Source organism: Archangium sp. (assembly GCF_057119385.1).
In genome coordinates this window covers 1-17,724 of the sequence record NZ_DBNGVP010000028.1, presented here as the reverse complement: position 1 = coordinate 17,724, position 17,724 = coordinate 1, and the positions used below count along the sequence as shown (strand labels likewise).

At 69.9% G+C, this 17,724-nt stretch carries 12 protein-coding genes; 9 read left to right on the top strand and 3 right to left on the bottom strand.

What is annotated here, in order from left to right:
- Window positions 1–86: 86 nt before the first annotated feature.
- The 4 genes from AC16DP_RS07145 (at window position 87) to AC16DP_RS07130 (ending at window position 5,634) form a co-directional block, all read left to right on the top strand.
- Window positions 87–1,346 carry a serine hydrolase domain-containing protein gene (locus tag AC16DP_RS07145; RefSeq protein ID WP_329728531.1) on the top strand — a complete coding sequence of 420 codons (1,260 nt, stop codon included), beginning with the start codon at window positions 87–89 and terminating at the stop codon, window positions 1,344–1,346.
- Between the two features lie 325 nt (window positions 1,347–1,671).
- Window positions 1,672–2,787, top strand: coding sequence for a zinc-dependent alcohol dehydrogenase (locus AC16DP_RS07140; RefSeq protein WP_329728530.1), 1,116 nt, complete (start codon window positions 1,672–1,674; stop codon window positions 2,785–2,787).
- 19 nt (window positions 2,788–2,806) lie between these two features.
- Window positions 2,807–4,075: an MFS transporter gene (locus tag AC16DP_RS07135; RefSeq protein WP_329728529.1), complete on the top strand. Its 1,269-nt coding sequence runs from the start codon at window positions 2,807–2,809 to the stop codon at window positions 4,073–4,075.
- A gap of 365 nt (window positions 4,076–4,440) precedes the next feature.
- Window positions 4,441–5,634, top strand: coding sequence for a threonine/serine exporter family protein (locus tag AC16DP_RS07130; RefSeq protein WP_329728528.1), 1,194 nt, complete (start codon window positions 4,441–4,443; stop codon window positions 5,632–5,634).
- Window positions 5,635–5,646: 12 nt separating this feature from the next.
- Here AC16DP_RS07130 and AC16DP_RS07125 read toward each other — a convergent pair whose 3' ends face one another.
- The 3 genes from AC16DP_RS07125 to aspS form a co-directional block, all read right to left on the bottom strand.
- Complete coding sequence (locus AC16DP_RS07125) at window positions 5,647–9,810, bottom strand: protein kinase domain-containing protein (RefSeq protein ID WP_329728527.1); 4,164 nt, start codon at window positions 9,808–9,810, stop codon at window positions 5,647–5,649.
- A 146-nt stretch (window positions 9,811–9,956) separates the two neighbouring features.
- On the bottom strand, window positions 9,957–10,874 hold the full coding sequence (locus AC16DP_RS07120; protein ID WP_329728526.1) for a diacylglycerol/lipid kinase family protein: 918 nt from the start codon (window positions 10,872–10,874) through the stop codon (window positions 9,957–9,959).
- A 16-nt stretch (window positions 10,875–10,890) separates the two neighbouring features.
- On the bottom strand, window positions 10,891–12,711 hold the full coding sequence (gene aspS / locus AC16DP_RS07115; protein ID WP_329728525.1) for an aspartate--tRNA ligase: 1,821 nt from the start codon (window positions 12,709–12,711) through the stop codon (window positions 10,891–10,893).
- Window positions 12,712–12,807: 96 nt separating this feature from the next.
- Between aspS and AC16DP_RS07110 the strand changes: the two genes are divergently transcribed.
- The 5 genes from AC16DP_RS07110 to AC16DP_RS07090 all read left to right on the top strand — a co-directional run.
- Window positions 12,808–13,863 carry a hypothetical protein gene (locus tag AC16DP_RS07110; protein WP_329728524.1) on the top strand — a complete coding sequence of 352 codons (1,056 nt, stop codon included), beginning with the start codon at window positions 12,808–12,810 and terminating at the stop codon, window positions 13,861–13,863.
- 66 nt (window positions 13,864–13,929) lie between these two features.
- Entirely contained in the window at window positions 13,930–15,225 is a 1,296-nt protein-coding gene (locus tag AC16DP_RS07105; protein WP_329728523.1) for a hypothetical protein, read from the top strand.
- Window positions 15,222–16,064 carry a hypothetical protein gene (locus tag AC16DP_RS07100; RefSeq protein WP_329728522.1) on the top strand — a complete coding sequence of 281 codons (843 nt, stop codon included), beginning with the start codon at window positions 15,222–15,224 and terminating at the stop codon, window positions 16,062–16,064. Before AC16DP_RS07105 ends, AC16DP_RS07100 begins: the two co-directional genes overlap by 4 nt.
- Window positions 16,065–16,184: 120 nt before the next feature.
- Entirely contained in the window at window positions 16,185–17,066 is an 882-nt protein-coding gene (locus AC16DP_RS07095) for a DUF2381 family protein (RefSeq protein WP_329728521.1), read from the top strand.
- Window positions 17,067–17,078: 12 nt separating this feature from the next.
- The coding region (locus tag AC16DP_RS07090) for a serine/threonine protein kinase (protein WP_483956660.1) at window positions 17,079–17,724 on the top strand (646 nt) is incomplete at its 3' end.

Sequence of the window (17,724 nt, the reverse complement as noted above, 5' to 3'; positions counted from 1 at the left end):
TCCACACCCCGTGAAGGCGCCTTGACGCGCCCCCGCCCGCCCTCTACTGCTTGCGTCGAGCCCGTCATCGCCTCGAGGTCCCCACCATGAGCTCCCCGCGCAAGTCTCCCTACGCCGCAGGTCCCGGCGCGGACGTCGTCCTGCACGGCACCGTCGCCCCCGGCTTCGAGGAGGTCCGCGAGGAGCTCCGCCGCAACTTCACCGAGCGCCACGAGCTGGGGGCCTCCTGTGCCGTCTACCTGCGCGGCCAGAAGGTGGTGGACCTCTGGGGCGGCTGGAAGGACGTCACCACCCGCGAGCCCTGGGAGGAGGACACCTGCGCCCTCGTCTTCTCCACCACCAAGGGCATGTCCGCCATCACCGCCGCCATCGCCCACTCGCGCGGCTGGCTCGACTACGACGCGCCCGTCGCCTCCTACTGGCCCGAGTTCGCCCAGGCCGGCAAGTCCCGCATCACCGTGCGCCAACTCCTCGCGCACCAGGCCGGCCTGCCCGCGCTCGATGAGGACATGGACCCGGTGAAGCTCGCCGACCTCGACTCCCTGGCGAAGGTGCTCGCCCGGCAGGCCCCGGCGTGGGAGCCCGGCACGCGCCACGGCTACCACAGCTTCACCATCGGCTGGTACCTCGGCGAGCTCATCCGCCGCGTCGATCCCCGGCACCGCAGCCTCGGCCGCTTCTTCCAGGAGGAGGTCGCCACCCCGCTCGGCATCCAGTTCCACATCGGCCTGCCCCGGGAGGTGCCCGGCTCGCGCGTGGCCCGCCTGGACGCCGTCGCCAGCCTCCAGGCGCTCTTCCACGAGCACTCGCTCCCCCTGGGCATGATCCTGGCCTTCCTGTGGCCGCGCTCGCTCACCGCCCGCGTCCTCACCAACCCCCGCTCGCGCAAGCTCTCCGACTTCGACTCGCCCGTGTACCGCCCCCTCGAGCTGCCCGCCGCGGGCGGCATCGGCCAGGCACGCGCCGTCGCACGGGCCTACGGGTCGCTCGCCACTGGAGGACAGGAGCTGGGCCTCACACCCGCCACGCTCGAGGCCCTCACCGCCCCGCCCGTCCTCCCCACCCGGGGCACCTTCGACGTGGTGCTCAAGGCGCATACGCGGTTCTCGCTCGGCTACACCCGCGCGTGCCCCACGCTGGACTTCGGCCCCAACCCGCGCGCCTTCGGCACCTCGGGCGCCGGAGGCTCGCTGGGCTTCGCCGATCCGGATGCCCAGCTCGGCTTCGGCTACGTGATGAACCGCGCGGGCCTGCACCTCATGAGCGACCCGCGCGCCCGCGCCCTGCGCGACGCCGTCTACCGCTGCCTCGCGCGCCTGTCCGGCTCCAGCTCGCGCGCGGCGTGAGCCGCCCCGCCGCTCCAGGCCCGAGGTAGCACCCCGTCGAGCGCACGGTGGCTCGGCATGAGGCCCCGCCGTCATGGCGAGCCTCTGCCTCGAAGCCCGCCCTCGGCATTAGTTTCAATCACATCCAGAGAACACCCCATCAGCCCCATTGAAGACCACAGGACCGACCACCCACGGTGGGCGGCCCTGGAAGCCAGACACGATCATTCTCCGCTGGCACGCATTCCGCGAAACTGATTGGCAGGGCCTACACGATCAGGGGTCATGCCCACATCTCGAACCTGCTTTTCTTTACACCCAGGCCGTGAGCTCCCGGAGCTGACACATGAAATCCTATATCATGGCAGGACCTCGCGCACTCGAACCGGCGGAGCTCGGAGTTCCCGAGCTCACACCGGGCTGTGTATTGCTGAAAACCCTATCGGTCTCCATCTGCGCAACGGATGTCGGCTATTACCGGGGTTGTTTGAAGCCTCCCGGATGGCCGATCATCCCGGGGCACGAGTACCTGGGAGAGGTGGTGGAGAGCCAGGTCGAGGGAGAGGCGCTGCGGCCTGGCGACAAGCTCGTCTATTGGGGGCAGACGGACTTCGGTGGGCTCGCCGAGTACCGGGTCATCAGGCCCATCTTCCCTGGCATGCACCGGGAGATGCAGTGGCTGACCGATCGGCACTTCATGGACGACCACCAGGCCGCGGCGGTGCTCGTCGACGACGATGTCCCGCTGGAGAACGCCACCCTCATCGAGCCGCTCACGTCCGTGTTGCGCGCCATCCTGGAGCATCCGCCCCGGCCCGGGGACGATGTCATCATCCTGGGCGCGGGCCCCTGCGGCTTGCTGGGAGCACAGGTGCTGCGACGGATGTTCGGCGTCCGCCACATCACCATCCTCGAGCGCAATCCGGCGCGTCTGGATTTCGCCCGGGCCGCTGGGATCGAGCTGGCCCTGGACGTGGTGAGGGAGGAGGAGGCCATCCATCGGTTGATCCGCGATTCGCAGGGGGCGCATGCACACTACCTGTTCGATGCCCTGCCAGACATCTCGGGTCTCGAGGCGGGCCCCAGCCACACCCGCGCGCTGGGCATGCAACTGCTGGCGCCCCATGGCTGCTACCTGCTTTATGGCGCCACCGAGCAGGTCCAGCCGGTAGACACCTGGCTCATCCTGTCCAAGGGGCTGCGGCTCGTCTCCACTCCTTTCGACGTCCGCCACTTCTCCATGGCCCGCTCCGCGAGTGTGATGAACGTCGCCAGGACGCTGGTCGCCCGCCGGTTCCTCGAGCTGGAGTCCCTCGTCACCCAGACGATTGCCTTTGGTGACGTGGCGGCCATCCGGTCCGTCTTCGACCACTACGGCCAGGACGCCCACTTGAAGACAGTCATCTCCGTGGCGCGGCCCGTGAGCGCGCGCCTGCCGGTCCTGGAACGGATGGCCGCTTGAGGGCCGGGAGGAGGCGGACATGAAGACGGGACGACACGAAAGACTCGCACCCGGACAGCCCGGCACCGCGGGCCGGGCCCTCGGAGGGTTCTACTTCCTCCTGTTCACGAGCTTTGGCCTCTTCGCCCCCTACATCGGGCTGTTCCTTTCCCGGCGGGGCTGGCGCGGCCAGGAGGTGGGCCTGGCACTCTTCACGCTCACGGCGACTGGCTTCCTGGGCCAGTTCGTCTTCGCCTTCCTCGCGGACCACGCCCACCGCAAGCGGACCATCATCTCCCTGCTCGCGCTCGCGAGCGGGCTGGCGGGCACGCTGCTCTTCCTGGCCCGAGGCTCGCTCCTCTTCGGATTGCTCGCCCTGTTGGGGTTGGTCCACCGGCCCCTGGTGCCACTGACCGACAGCGCCGTCTTCGATCTTCTCGATGGCCAGCGGGAGAAGTACTCGCGCTTCCGGCTGTTTGGCTCCACCGGCTTCATCTTCGCCAGCGCGGTGGCCTCGCTGCTCGTGCTGCCCCGGTTGGGGTTGGCGGGGGTGTTCCCCGTGTTCGGGCTGACGCTGCTGCTGGCGGCGGTCCTGCCCGCGTGGTTCGAGCGGCCGGCGGCCGCGAGCCGGGCCCCGTTCTCCCTGGCGTGGCTCGCCGACCGGCGGATCCGGGGGCTCGCGCTGCTGATGTTCCTGCTGGAGTTCGCCAGCACGGCCGTGCAGGGCTACCTGGGAATCTACATGGACCGATTCTACGCCCTGCCGGACGGTGCGGTGTCGCTGGCCTGGGCGATCGGCGTGGCGTCCGAGCTCGTGCTGTTGGTGGCCGCGCCCCGCCTGCTGCGCAGGTACAGCACGAGAGCCCTGCTGGGCGCCGGAGGAGGCGCGGCCGCCCTCCGGTACGTGTTCCTGTCCACGACACTGGCCACGGGCTCCCCCAGGCTGTTCTTCGTCTCGCAGCTGCTTCACGGCGTCTACTACGGCATCTTCTTCGCGGCGGCACTCGGCTACCTCGACGCGTGCAGCCCCGGTCATCTGCGCGCCAGCATCCAGGCGACGGTCCATGCCCTGAGCACACTGGCGGGGCTCCTCCTGGGTTATCTGGTGAATGGCTGGGTCCTGGATGCCTTCGGGCTGCAATGCCTGTTCGCGCTCTCGGGTCTCTTCGCGCTCGCGGGAGTGTCGCTCCTCTTCACCGGGCTCCTGGAGGACGCGGAGCGCCCGCTGGCACGGCCGCGAGGCTCCTCCCCCGGAGTCATCGCTCCACCTCGCCCCACGCGACGACGACGACCACGCCCTTGCGCATGACGAGGCAGTCCCGGACGTTCAGCACCTCCTGGAGGCCCGCCGCGTCCAGGTGTTGTCGGCCGCGGACTTCAAGGACTCGAGCCACGGGCGCCGAGCCGCGCCCGCCTCGCGCCCGGCAGGGCTCGCATGCGGCTGGAGGGCCGGTCCCCCCACGCCAGTTGCCATCCCCGGCGCGCACCCCCAGCGTCGAGGTGCGATCCTCTCTTCCCCGCCCTCGCGCCATGCGTCCCCTGCTCCGTCTTCCGTCCCGTTTCCTTCGCGCTCGAAGCCGGGACCCTGGGCCTCCCCGCCCGGCGGCCCAGCAAACGCCCCCCCCGGTGGAACCATCGCCACTCAGCAATCAGGGGCTCGGGGAGGTGCTCGGGGTGGCGCTCCGCGCCGGGCAGGTCATGGTGGAGAGCGGAGCCAACGCGGCCCGCGTGGAGGAGGCCATCATCCGCTTCGGCAACGCGCTCGGTGCGGATCGGATGGACGTGTTCGTCACCCCGGGAGGCATCGTCGTCTCCGCCCTCGCCCGGGAGCAGCACCGCACCCGGGTCGTGCGCGTGGTGAAGACGGGCATCGACCTCAACCGCGTGGCCGCCATCACCCGGCTCGCGGAGCGCGCCCACCACGGAGCGCTCTCCCGGGCCCAGCTCCGGACGGAGCTGGAGCACATCGCCAGCCAGCCCCGGCTCTATGGGCATCTCACCACCGTCCTCTCGGTGGGCATGGCCTGCGCGGCCTTCGCGCTCCTCTTCGGCGGCAACGCCCTCGAGGTGCTGACCGCCGGAGCCGCCGCGGGCGTGGGACAGGCGCTGCGCGAGCTGCTGGTCCGCCTGCGCTTCGGCCGGCTGGCGATGACCTTCCTGGTGGCCGTGGTGGCCTCCGCCCTGGCGCTGGTGGGCTCGCGACTGCTGGAGGTACCCGCGCCGGGGCTCGCCATGGCCGCCTCGGTGCTGCTCCTGGTCCCCGGCGTTCTCATGGTCAGCTCCATCGTGGACCTGTTCCGAGGCAACACCCTCTCCGGCATGGTCCGGGCCACCTCCGCCGTGCTCATCATCGCCACCATCGCGGGCGGCCTCTTCGTGGTGCTGCTCATCTCCGCCCCGCACCTGGCGCTCACCACCCGGACACCGCCCCCGCTGTGGGCCGCCACGCTGCTGGCGTTCGCCGCCGCCGTCGGGTTCTCCGTGCTCTTCGACGTTCCCCGCCGCGCGCTCTGGGCCGGGGGCCTCGCCGGAGCGGTGGGCGTCTGCCTGCGCAACGGCCTGCTGCTGCTCTTCCCCAGCGTGCCGCACGAGGCCGCCATGCTCTGCGCCGGCTTCGGCATCGCCCTGGTGTCCGGCGTCCTCGCGTCCTTCACGCGCATGCCCACCAGCATCTTCACCATCCCGGGCTTCATCCCGCTCGTCCCCGGCGTGCTGGCCTTCCGCGCCGTGCTGGGTTTCGCCGAGCAGGACTACACCGCCGGCACCAGCAACCTGGTGCAGGTCACCCTGCGTCTGGCGGCGCTCGCCGCGGGACTCGGCACCGCCCAGGCGCTCACCCGGCGCCAGTGGTGGCCCTTCGCCCGGTAGCGAGCCCCGCGTCTACACACCGGCCGGAGGTGCCGCCGTGGCCCCGGGCGACAGCCGCTCCAGCAGCGCCCTGGCCTCCTGGAAGTCGGGGGCCTCCTGGTTCAGGTCGAGCCGCTCGCGCAGCCGCTCCAGCAGCCGCCGGGCCTTCTCCGGGACGCCGTCCTCCATCAACAGGCGGGCCAGGCCCACCGCCGCCCGCACCTCGTAGGTGCCCGCCTCCTGGTGTCGGGCCACCGCCAGGGCGTGGAAGTAGCAATACCGCGCGTCATGCGGTTTCCCACGGGCCCGCAGCAGCTCGCCCCGCAGACGATGAATCTCGGCTTCGTAGACGTGCTCCCCCGTCTGTTTGATGACCTCCAGGGCCGAGTGCACCCGCTGGAGCCCCCACCCCGTCTGGCCCAGCTTCAGGTGGACCTCCGCGAGCAGGCGCAGGGTGTAGCTGCGTCCCAGCAGGACGCCGAAGGCCCACCAGCGCTCCAGCTCCTTCTGGAGGAGCTCCAGGCCCTCGCGGGGCTGACCCAGCTCGGCCAGTGCCCAGCCCCGGACGCTGGAGGACCACACCCGCCACAGCTCATAGCTGCGCTCGCTGGAGAGGGAGATGGCGCGCTCGGCCCACGCCAGGGCGCTCGCGGGCTCCCGGCGAATCTCGCTGGCCACGGCCGCGTACGTCAGGGCGTAGGCGAGCGTATGCGGGTGGCCGAGCTGCTCCGCCTGCTCCAGGGCCCGCGCGCTGTACCCCCGCGCCCGCTCCGGCAGTCCCAACAGCGAGCAGGGCACGGCCGCATAGGCCAGGGCGGCGATGCGCGGGGCCGCGAATTGCAGCTCCTCCGCGGCGGAGCCCGGCTCGTGCTTCACCTGGGCGGCGCAGGCCACCGCGCGCTCGCCGTACTCCATGGAGGTGCGGACCCTGCCCCAGATGAGGAAGTCGTAGATCATGCTGCGGTAGCCCTCCAGCAGCAGCTCCGGATTGGAGTGGAGCTCGCCCAGGCGCATCAGCCGCTCGCCCAGCTCATGGCAGCGGGAGAACTCCGCGCGCGTGAAGTGCCAGGAGAACAACCCCGCGAAGGAGAGGTGCGGCGGAGGGAGCGCATCCCCCAACCGCTCGAGCAGCTCCCAGACCCGGGCATAGGTCCGCTCCACCTCGGGCGAGCCGTAGCCCCGCAGTTGGTAGAGGGGCGTGCCCAGGGCCAGGAGGATCCTCAGCTCGTCGGCGGCACGCTGGCTGGCATCCGGCAGACCCCGCAGCAGGGTCAACGCCTGGGTGAGGTGCGCCACCGCTTCCCGTGCGGCCGAGCGCGTCTGGGCGAGCTGCCCGGCCCGCAGCCACCAGCCGATGGCCTGCTCGGACTGGCCCGCCGCCGTGAGGTGGTGGGCGATGACCTCGGGGCACGACTCCACCTCCTGGCCGAAGTGCTCCTGGAGGATGCGGGCGAGCCGCCGGTGGTAGTACCGCCGCTCGCGCGAGGACAGGGACGCGTAGGCGGCGTCCTGGAGGAGCGCATGACGGAAGCGGAAGGACGGCCCCCGGATTCGCGTCGGGTCCCGCTGCTCCTGGAGCAGTCCCCCGCGAATCAGCCCGGAGAGCTCGCGCCGCAGCAGCGGCTCCTCCCCGCGCGTGAGCGCCCGGAGCAGCTCGAGTGAGAAGTCTCGCCCCACCACCGAGCACATGCGGATCAACGTCCGCTGGCGCGTGGGCATCAGGTCCAGGCGCGCCAGGAGCAGCTCGTGCAGGGTGGCCGGGAGGGTGCCCGGCAGCTCCGGCGGGCCGCCCCGCTCCAGCACCACGCGCAGCATCTCCTCGATGAAGAGCGGAATGCCATCCGAGCGCTTCGCCAGCTCGCGCACCAGCTCCGTGGGCAGGGTCCTGCCACCGGCGGCCGCCTTCACCATGTCCGTGGCGAGCTCCGGGCCGAGCCGGTCGAGCACCAGCCGGTGGAACCAGGGATGGAGCGGCCAGGGCGATTGGAACTCGGGCCGGGCCGTGAGGACGATGAGGATGCGCTCCCGCTCGAGGTGGCCGAGCAGGTGGTCGAACAACTCCAGCACGAAGGAGTCGGCCCAGTGCATGTCCTCGACGGTGACGAGCACGGGGCGATCCCTCGCCATGCGCTGGAGCAGGGCTTCCAGGGCCTCGAAGATGAGCTCCTTGCGCCGCTCGGGCGTGAGCTGGCGTACCAGGGCATCCTCGGCCACGGGCAGGTGGAGGAAGAGGCCGATGAGCTGCACGTGCTCCCGGCTCATGCCGAGCTCGCCCCCCAGCCGCTGCTCCAGCTGCGCCAGCTGGGTGCGCGGCTCGCTCTCCGGGGAGACGTGGAGCAGGTGGTGCTTGAACACCTCGAAGCCCGTGAGGAGCGCGCCGGAGCTGAAGCGCGGCCAGCACTGGGCCGGCAGGAGGTAGGCCGACTTCTGAGGCACCCGCTCCAGGAACTCCTGGAGGAGGCGGGACTTGCCGATGCCGGCCTCGCCGGTGAGCAACACGCAGCCGCCCTCGCCCGCGCGGGCGCGCTCCCACCACCCCGACAACAGCCGGAGCTCCTCCTCCCGGCCCACCAGCGGCGTGCGGCCCCGGGCGGAGAGGGCCCGGCTGAAGCGGGACAGGGCCTCGCGCTCGCGCACCACGCGCCACGTCTCCAGGCTCGCCGTCCCGGCCAGTCCCTCGAAGGGATGGGCGCCGCGCGTCTCCGTCTGGAAGCTTCCGCCCACCAGCCGCCAGGTGTTGCCGCCGACGAGCACCTCGCCGGGCGCGGCCTGTCTCGCGAGCCACTCGGCCACCTGGGGGGCCTCGCCCAGGATGGCCACGGCCCGTTGCTCCCGGGGATCCGGGGCGTGCTCGCCCAGCGCCATCAGGTCCGTGTGGACGCCCACCTTCGCGGCCAGCGAGCCCAGGGAGAGGTGTGGCAGGGCCCGCTGGAGGGCCCTGGGAAGGGAGGAGGCCAGGAGCAGTGCCGCGCGGACGGCGCACTCCGCGTCGTCCTCGCGCATGCGGGGGGTGCCGAAGGAGGCGAGCACCTGGCGGCCCAGGAAGAGGGAGACGGAGCCTCCGTACTTGCGGATGGCGTCCACGCATTTGCGGTGGAAGGCCTCTTCCAGCTCACCGAGGGCATCGGCATCGAGCGGCTCGGCGGCGCCCCCCGTGCCCGTGAGCAGGCAGCACACCAGCGTCACCTGCCGGCGCCGGGGCACGCGGGCCCGCGGCTCCACCTGGACGAAGCCGAGCCGCATGCGCAGCTCCCTCAACTCCGCCGCCATCTCCTGCGCGGACTGGAAGCGCTTCTCCGGCTCCTTGGCCAGGGCCATGGCCACGAAGGACTCCAGTTCCCGGGGCAGCTCGGGCCGGCGCGTGCGCAGCAGGGGCGCGGGCTCGTCCGACGTCACCCGCAGCCGCAGCTCCCCGAGGGTGGAGTACGGCCAGGGCAGCTCGCCCGTCAGCATCTCGTAGAGCACCACGCCCATGGTCCAGAGGTCGGTGCGCACGTCCTGCGGCCCGCCCTCCCACTGCTCCGGGGCCATGTAGACGGGCGTGCCCGCGGTGGGCAGGTGCAGGGCCTGCGAGGGGTCTCCCACCGCGGTGAGGCTCGCCAGGCCGAAGTCGAGCAGCTTCACCATGCCCTGCCGGGTGATGAAGACGTTGCTCGGCTTGAGATCCCGGTGGATGACGAAGTGGGCGTGGGCATGCGCCAGTCCCGAGAGCACGTCCTGCAACACCTCCAGCGCGCGCCTGGAGTCCACCCGCCCCCGCCGCATCAGCGAGGTCAGCGACTCGCCCTCCAGGCACTCCATGACGATGAAGGGAATGCGCGTCGTCATGTGCTGGGGGCACCACTCGCTGACGTCGAAGACGCGGACGATGTGCTCGTGGTCCAGCCGGGCGATGGCCCGGGCCTCCAGCAGCGCCAGGTCCGCCAGCTGCTCGCGGGGCAGGAGGAACTTGAGCGCCACCACGCGCTGCAGCTCGTGATCCCTGGCCCGGAAGACCTGGCCCATGCCCCCGCTGCCAATCTTCTCGAGGATCTCGAAGCGGCGGCCGTCCTTGCCGCCCAGCCACTCGCCGGGCCTGGGCAGCCGGAGCGGGATGGGAGCCTGGGCCACCTCCCTCAGGAAGGAGTCGAAGGAGGCATCGATGGAGTCCTCGGTGTCGGCCGGGGGCTCGCCCTCCCCATTGGCGTACCTGCTCATCGCATACTCCCAGCCCACGCGGGGCTCGCCGTAAGCGAAAGCTGCCCACGGAAATACGGCGCGGCAAAGGCGCGCGCGAAGGGGGGGACGCGCGGCAGCTTGCCCGGAAGCGGGAGCTACACCGTCAGACGCTACAGCGTCAGACGCTACACCTTGAGGCGGATGGCGCCGGGGAGGATGGAGATGCGGCACGGCAGCCTGCCGGGCACCTCGCCATCCATCTCCAGGAAGACTTCCTCGTCGCTGTCGGCCTCCAGGGTGCGGCACTGGAGGTAGCGCGTCTTGTTCCAGGTGATGTGGTCCCCGTTGTAGACGCCCTTGGACTTGATGATGAAGTCGGACAGGCCGTAGTCGTGCCAGATGGTCAGGTCGAACACGCCATCATGGGTGATGGCCTTGGGCGCCACGCACATGCCGCTGCCGAAGTAGCGGCCGTTGGAGGCGGCCACGACGGTGATGCCCAGCTCCTCGGGCTCGCCGCCGTCCACGCGCAGGCGCACCTTGCGGTCCTTGTACTTCGCCATGGTCTTCACCGTGCCCCACAGGAAGCTCAGGTTTCCGCCGAGCGCCTTGCTGCCGATGTTGACCTCGTGGGCCACCGCCGCGCTCACGCCGAAGGAGGCGATGTTGGCGAAGTAGCGCGACTCCTTCTGGCCCTGGTGGTTGACGTACTCGACGAGCCCCACGTCGAAGGGCTCGGTCTTGTCGGTGCGCAGCCGCGCCAGGGCGGAGTCCAGATCCAGCTCCCACCCGAAGGCGCGCCGGAAGTCGCCACCGGTGCCCCGGGGGATGAGCCCCAGGGCGGCGTTGGGGTTGATGGCCTTGCCGTCCGCGAAGAAGCCGTTGACCACCTCGTTGACGGTGCCATCGCCTCCCACGGCGGCGATGCAGTCATAGCCGTCCAGGAGCGCGTCGCGCGTCAGGCGCACCGCGTCCATGGCGCGCTCGGTGAAGCCGAACCCGAAGTCGCCGATCGCCCGGGTCACCTGGCCCGAGATCTCCGCCCAGCGCTTGCCCGTCTCGCCACCGGCGCTGCGCGGATTCACCACGAGGAACGTCTTCATCGCGAGGGTCCCGGTCCTACTTCTGGGGGAGCGGCACGGCGCGCACGTGCACGTCGCGCAGCTGCTTCTCGTCCACGTCGCCGGGGGCGCCCGTCATCAGGTCCGTGCCCATCTTCGTCTTGGGGAACGGGATGACGTCACGCAGCGACTCGGCGCCGGTGAGCAGGAACGCCAGCCGGTCCATGCCCAGCGCGATGCCACCGTGCGGGGGCGCGCCGAACTTCAGCGCGTCCAGCAGGAAGCCGAACTTGGCCCGCGCCTCCTCGTCGGAGATGCCCAGCGCCTTGAAGACCTCGGCCTGGACCTTCGGGTCGTGCAGACGGATGGAGCCGCCGCCGATCTCGAAGCCGTTGAGCACCACGTCGTAGCGGTGGCACTTCACGCGGCCCGGATCCGTGAGCAGGTACTGCACGTCCTCGTCGTGCGGGCGGGTGAAGGCGTGGTGCGCGGCGGCCCACGTCTTGGTCTCCTCGTCGTACTCGAAGAGGGGCGGGTTCACCACCCAGAGGAACTTCCACACGCCGCCGCTGCCGTACTCGGGGATGAGGCCCAGCTTCTTGGCCACGTGCACGCGCAGGTTGGCCATCACCGTGTGCACCAGCGACTCGCGGCCGAACTGGAACAGGAGCAGATCTCCCGTCTTCGCGTTGCACGCCTGGTTGATGGCCTGGCGCAGCACGGGGGTGATCGTCTTGGACAGCGGGGACTGCGTCCACTCACCGCCCTCGCCCACCTTGGCGCGCGCCAGTCCCTTGGCGCCATTCTGTTTGGCGAACTCCTCCAGCTTGTCGCTCTCCGCGCGGCTCATCGGCTTGTCCGCGGGGACGACCATGGCCTTGACGATGCCGCCCTGCTCCACCGCCTCGAACATCATCGGCACGCCGCCCGCGGCGCCGTGCTGCTTGATGAGCCCCGTGAGCACGATGTGCTCCAGCCCGAAGCGCAGGTCCGGCTTGTCGTTGCCGTACTTCGCCATGGACTCGTAGAAGTCCATCCGCATGAAGGGCGTGGGAATGTCGATGCCGAGCACCTCGCCCCACAGCCGTTTGATGAGCCCCTCGATGATGGTGAAGATGTCGTCCTGGGTGACGAAGCTCATCTCCACGTCGATCTGCGTGAACTCGGGCTGCCGGTCCAGCCGCAGGTCCTCGTCGCGGAAGCACTTGACGATCTGGAAGTAGCGGTCGAAGCCCGCCACCATGAAGAGCTGCTTGTAGAGCTGGGGGCTCTCGGCCAGGGCGTAGAACTTGCCCGGGTTGAGCCGGCTGGGGACGAGGAAGTTGCGCGCGCCGCCCGGGGTGTACTTGCCCATGAAGGGCGTCTCGAGCTCCAGGAAGCGGTGGTCCACCATGTACGAGCGCGTGATGGCGTTCATCTTGGAGCGCGTCATCAGCGACTGCTGCAGCGGCTTGCGGCGCAGATCCAGGAAGCGGTAGGCCAGACGCTTGTCCTCGGCCGTGTCGATGTTGTCCTCGACGAGGAAGGGCGTGGGCTCGGAGCGGTTGAAGATGGTGAGATCCGTGGCCTTGATCTCGATCTCCCCCGTCTTGAGCTTGGGGTTGACCTGCGTGCCACGCGAGGCGACCTTGCCCTTGATGCCGATGCAGTACTCGAGCCGCAGCTGCCCGGCCAGCTCATGGGCCTCCCTGGCGATGTCCGGCTCGAAGACCACCTGGGTGAGGCCCTCGCGGTCACGCAGATCGATGAAGACAGCGCCGCCGTGGTCTCGCCTGTTCTGCACCCAGCCGAAGAGGACGACCTCCTCACCGATGTTGGCCTTGGTGAGCTGGCCGCAGGTATGAGTACGCTTGACCTCGGTAATGAACGGGACCGCCATGACACCGCCTGCACAGAGGGGGGTTGGAAGGGCGGCACCATAGAGAGCGTGGAAACGGTGCGTCAAGGAATCCGAGAAGGAACCCCCGGGCCGCGCATGAAGCGGAAGGCACTCGCCGTGGGGTGCGCGGGCGCGCTGTGGCTGGCGGCTCCCGAGGCCCACGCGGGCTCGGTGATGGTGGAGGCGAGCGCGGGTGCCTCCCAGCGCACCTGGGCGCTGCTGGGCGACGTGGAGCTGCGCAAGGACGAGACCTTCCTCACCCTGGGCTACACCGGCGCGCGGCTCGAGTCGGACACCGCCCTCTCCCACCAGCTCTCCACCGGCGTGGACCACGCCCTGTCCGAGCACTGGCTGCTCTCCGGGCTCGTCAACGTGGGCCTGCCCAAGACGACCACCACCGCGCTGGCGCCCGCCCGGCCGCTGCTCGGGCTGCCGGCGATGTCCGCCCAGAGCGGCTACCACAGCCTCGGCGTGCAGCTCGCGGCGGCCTACGACTCGGCTGGCTTCTCGGACCTGGAGTATGGGTGGGACGGGGGCGTGGGGCTCACCCGTTACGCGCTGCGGCGGCGGATCTCCGTCCGCGAGGATGGGAGTGACGAGACCCTCTTCCAACGCAACGAGCCGCTCTTCGTGGTCCGTCCCTCACTGGGCGCGCGGCTGCTGCTCTTCGACAAATGGGAGCTGGGCCTGCGGGGTGGCGTGTACCTCTACAGTGGAGATCCGCTGAGCGCCGGCCAGTTCACCGAGGAGGAGATGGAGCAGGTGTTGCGCCGCTACACCAATGCCGCCGAGGGAGGCCTGCTGTTGAGGAACTTCGCCCGGCGCCGCATCGGGGAGCTGGCGTTGGACCTGAGCGGCCGCATGCTGGGAGTGAATGCGCTCACCGGCTTTCCCAGCGCTCCGGCGCTCTTCGATCTCAAACCCTCGGTGACCTGGCGCGTCAGCGCGGCGGTGCGGGGACAGCTCTCCTACGCCTTCACGCGCTACGTGCCGGGCGAGGGGTACGCCCACGTGGTGGGGACCCGGTGGACGGTGCGGCTGGCCGGGTCCTTCCGGCTGTGGGCGTCGCTGTCGCTCCAATCGGACCACCCGGAGGGGGAGGAGCCCCTGCGCTCGGGGATCGCGACGCTGGGCTCGGAGCTCAGCTTCTGAGCCCACCTTCCTGACCCGGCTGACCCGGCTTCAGGTGGCCACCGGACCCGTAGTAAGAAGGCGGGCATGGTCCGAAAGCTGACAGCCGCTGCCGCCGCGCTCGCGACGCTGACCGCGTCGTGCGCGCCGCCCTCCCAGCCGCCCGTGAAGGTGCGCGCGCTCGTGCTCTCCAGCAATGGCGAGTACACGCCCACGGAAGTAGAGCTCAAAACGATCACCGACATCGTGGCCATGGAAGGCCAGGTGATGAAGGTCGTCGGGGGCGCCCTCATCCGGGTGGACTCGCAGGATCCCGAGTTCAACGCGGCACAGGGCAAGGGGGATGAAGCGTACAAGCGCGCGGTGCTCAAGGACGTGGGCCGTCCCGTGACCGCCAGCTACATCACGGACGAGAAGGGCGTGCTGTGGCCGGCGGACTTCCACACGTGGAATCTCGTCACCACGTACTACAACCTCGAGCGCGCCCGGGACTACTTCATCAACACCGCCGAGGTGAAGGTGGCGGAGTTGCCGCAGGCGACGACGTACTACTTCCCCGAGTTCGTCCTCGCGGACAGCAGTGATGAGCCGCAGGTGGACAACGCCATCTACTTCTCGCCGGTGCAGGCCTTCCTGGTGCTGCCCTTCAAGGAGATCGAGAAGGCGCCGATGGCGCTCAACGCCTCCATCCTCACGCACGAGTACGCGCACCTGGTCTTCAACCGCCGGGTGTACGAGGGCCAGGGCGTTCCCGTGCCCCTCCAGAGCTGGTCGCTGGACGGGAGCACGCCGGGGCTCAACGCGATCAAGGCACTGGACGAGGGCCTGGCGGACTTCCATGCCTACGTGGCCTCGTGCCAGACGAGCTACAACTGCAACCCGCGGGTGCTGTACACCACGCTGGAGGGCCCGCAGGCGGAGGCGAGGGATCTGTCGAAGAAGTGGTGCATGGGCACGGAGCTGAAGCAGCAGCTCCAGCTGGCCAACTTCGGCCAGTTCACCGAGGGGCAGTACCTGGTGGGCACCATCGTGGCGAGCGCGCTCTACGAGTCCGCGTCGACGTCGCCGGCCTGGCGCCAGGTGCTGGCGCGCGCGGTGGTGGCGGCCTACTCGGACCTGGATACGGTGAAGCCCGGCCTGGCCCAGCTGGCGAAGACTTACACCACCGACCAGTACGGGTTCACGCTGGCACGAGCCCTCCGGGCCCTCATCCAGCACATCCCGAACGGTGAAGACGAACTGAAGAACCGGGTGTGCTCCAACCTCGCCACGCGGCTGCGGTTCACGGACAAGGAGATCGCCGAGTTCACCGGCGGCGCTCAGTCCGGTCCGAGCGACTGCCCGCAAACCCCCACCATCAACGACTGTTCGATCACCCCATGAAGACCGCCAACCTGCATTCCTGGCTCCTGCCCTGTCTGCTGGGGGGACTGACGCTCGCCGCGCCCACGTTCGCGCAGGACGAGGACACGCCGTACACCTATCCGGACGAGGAGGAGTCGGAGAAGAAGAGCAGCTCGCGCCGCCGCACGCAGGACGAGGACTCGCCGTACGCCTATCCGGACGAGGAGAATCCCGAGCGGGCGCAGAAGCGCCGGCGCCGACAGGAGGAGGACACGGCGGAGGACTTCCGGCGGGCGGCCGAGGGTGACGAGGAGGAACAGGGCTACGAGCGGATGTCGCGCCTGGACGATCCGAACACGGGCGTTGCCTTCGAGGTGCTCGGCGGGGCGATGTTCCTGAGCAGCCCGCGGGGACAGCTGGTGGGCGACCTGCTGCCGGCGGTGGGAGGGCGCTTCACGTGGGAGTACGGGCGGCTGTTGGGCTCGGAGGCGCTGCGCGAGGCGCTCTGGTTCGACGTGCGCTACACGTACGCGGGGCAGCGCGAGGGCACGAAGCTGATCGTCGGAGACAGGCAGTTGCACTACGCGACGATCGCACCGGCGTACGAGCTGACGTTCGGCGAGTCCTCGGACTACGGCGCCTACGCGCAGGTGGGCGGAGGCTTCGTATACGAGCGCACCACGCTGGAGGTGGGCGGCAAGCTGACGCCGCTGGACGGAACGCAGTTGCTCATCCAGTACGGAGTGGGCCTGAGGGGCCGGACGAAGCTGTCGCTGGAGTCGAACGTGCGCCTGGCGTGGAGGGTGGAGCTGATGCGGTTCCGGCGCGGCTACCAGGACGACACGTTCGTGGGAGCGAGCCTCGGCACGGCGTTCTGACGGAAGCCCCTCCCCTGTCCGTCCCGGCCCCGCCTGGCCCTTCTCTCTACGCGGAGCAGCGCGACAGACCGCCTTGGGCGCGGCATCTGATAGGGTGGACTCTGGAGGTAATCCCCCCTGGTGCGACTTCTCCCGTGGTTACCGCTCGCCATCCTCCTGACGGGGGCGACAGCGGCATCTCAGCAGCCTCAGCCCCCGGCCCGCGAGCGGCAGGAGCGGCAAGTCGTCGTCCCCAACAACCCGGATGACCCGGTACCGGAGGTGCGCGTGGCGGCGAACGTCGCCACCCTCTTCGTCTTCGATGCCCCCATCGACAGGGGCTCACTGGAGGTGGAGGGGCGGGCAACGCGCTTCAACCTGATGGACATAGGTGAGCGCACCATCACCCTTGAACCCGCTGTGGAGCCGGGGGGCGGGGAGAAGCTGGGCGTGCGGGTGCGCTACAAGGACGTCGGCGTCCCGGCGTACGCCACCTTGGCGCTCGTCTCCCACCCCACGCGGGTGGATACCCGGGTGGATGTAATGCGCCGCCCGCGCACCCTGGAAGCGCTGGAGGCGGCTCTCGCCGAGAAGGACGCGCAACTCGCGGCGCTTCGCGCTGTGAGTGGACCCGCCGGGCTCGTGTTCTCCGGGCGGCTCGACCTGAATGGAGTGCAGGCCCGACGCATCGAGAATCTGCCCACAAGCACTCAGAGTGGGCTGAAGGTACTGAGCGGAGAGGGGTATCGCGCCAGGTCCTGGGCTCTCGCCGTCATCCGTGTGCAGAACCTTCCGGGACAGAAACCATGGGAGTCAGGGCAAGCGCGCCTCACCAGGAGGGACGGAACCCCGGTGAAGGTGCGTTCCGTGGACATGAACAAGGCGCAGCTCGCACCCGGTGAGGAGGGCCTCATCGCGGTGGAAACGGAGGCGCCCTTCTGGAAGGTGGACGGCGTCCTCCGCCTGGAGCTGCTCGACAAGAGCGGCAGCCGGCACCTCTCCATTCCCAATGTGAAACTGTAGGAGCGCTGGCTCATGACTGAAGCCCTGCACCCAGACCACCTCAAACCCGGCGACAGGGTGGGGCCCTGGCTCATCGTCGCGGTGCTGGGCCGTGGAGGCTCCTCCCGCGTCTTCAAGGTGGAACGCGACGGCCAGCCGTACTCCATGAAGATGGGGCTGCTCCCCCTCAACCCATTCACGGAGGAACTCACCGAAGAGCAGTACGTGGAGGAGACGAGCGCCTGGCGGCGCCTGGCGCGCGAGGCCGCGGCCCTCTTCACCTACTCCTCCCACCCCAACCTGCTGCGCGTGTACGCGGTGGACTTCTGGCCCCACCCCACCCAGGGCTACCCCTTTCTCGTCACCGATTTCGTGGAGGGGGACGACTGGCACCGGTGGCGGTGGCGCAAGCCCCTTCACGCCGTGGAGCTGGCGGACACCTTCTCCAGTGTAGTGCGCACCGTGGGGGTGCTGCACGCACGCGGCGTGTACCACCGGGACTTGAAGGCGGATAACATCCTCATCCGCCGCAAGGACGGCAGGCCCTTCCTCATCGACTTCGGCACCGCGCGCCTGCCGGGAGCCCTCACCCAGACGCTGGGCCTGCCCGAAGGCGTCCTGCACCTGGTGCCGCCCGAGCTCCTGGCCTACACGCGCACCGAGGCGTGGAAGCGGGGCG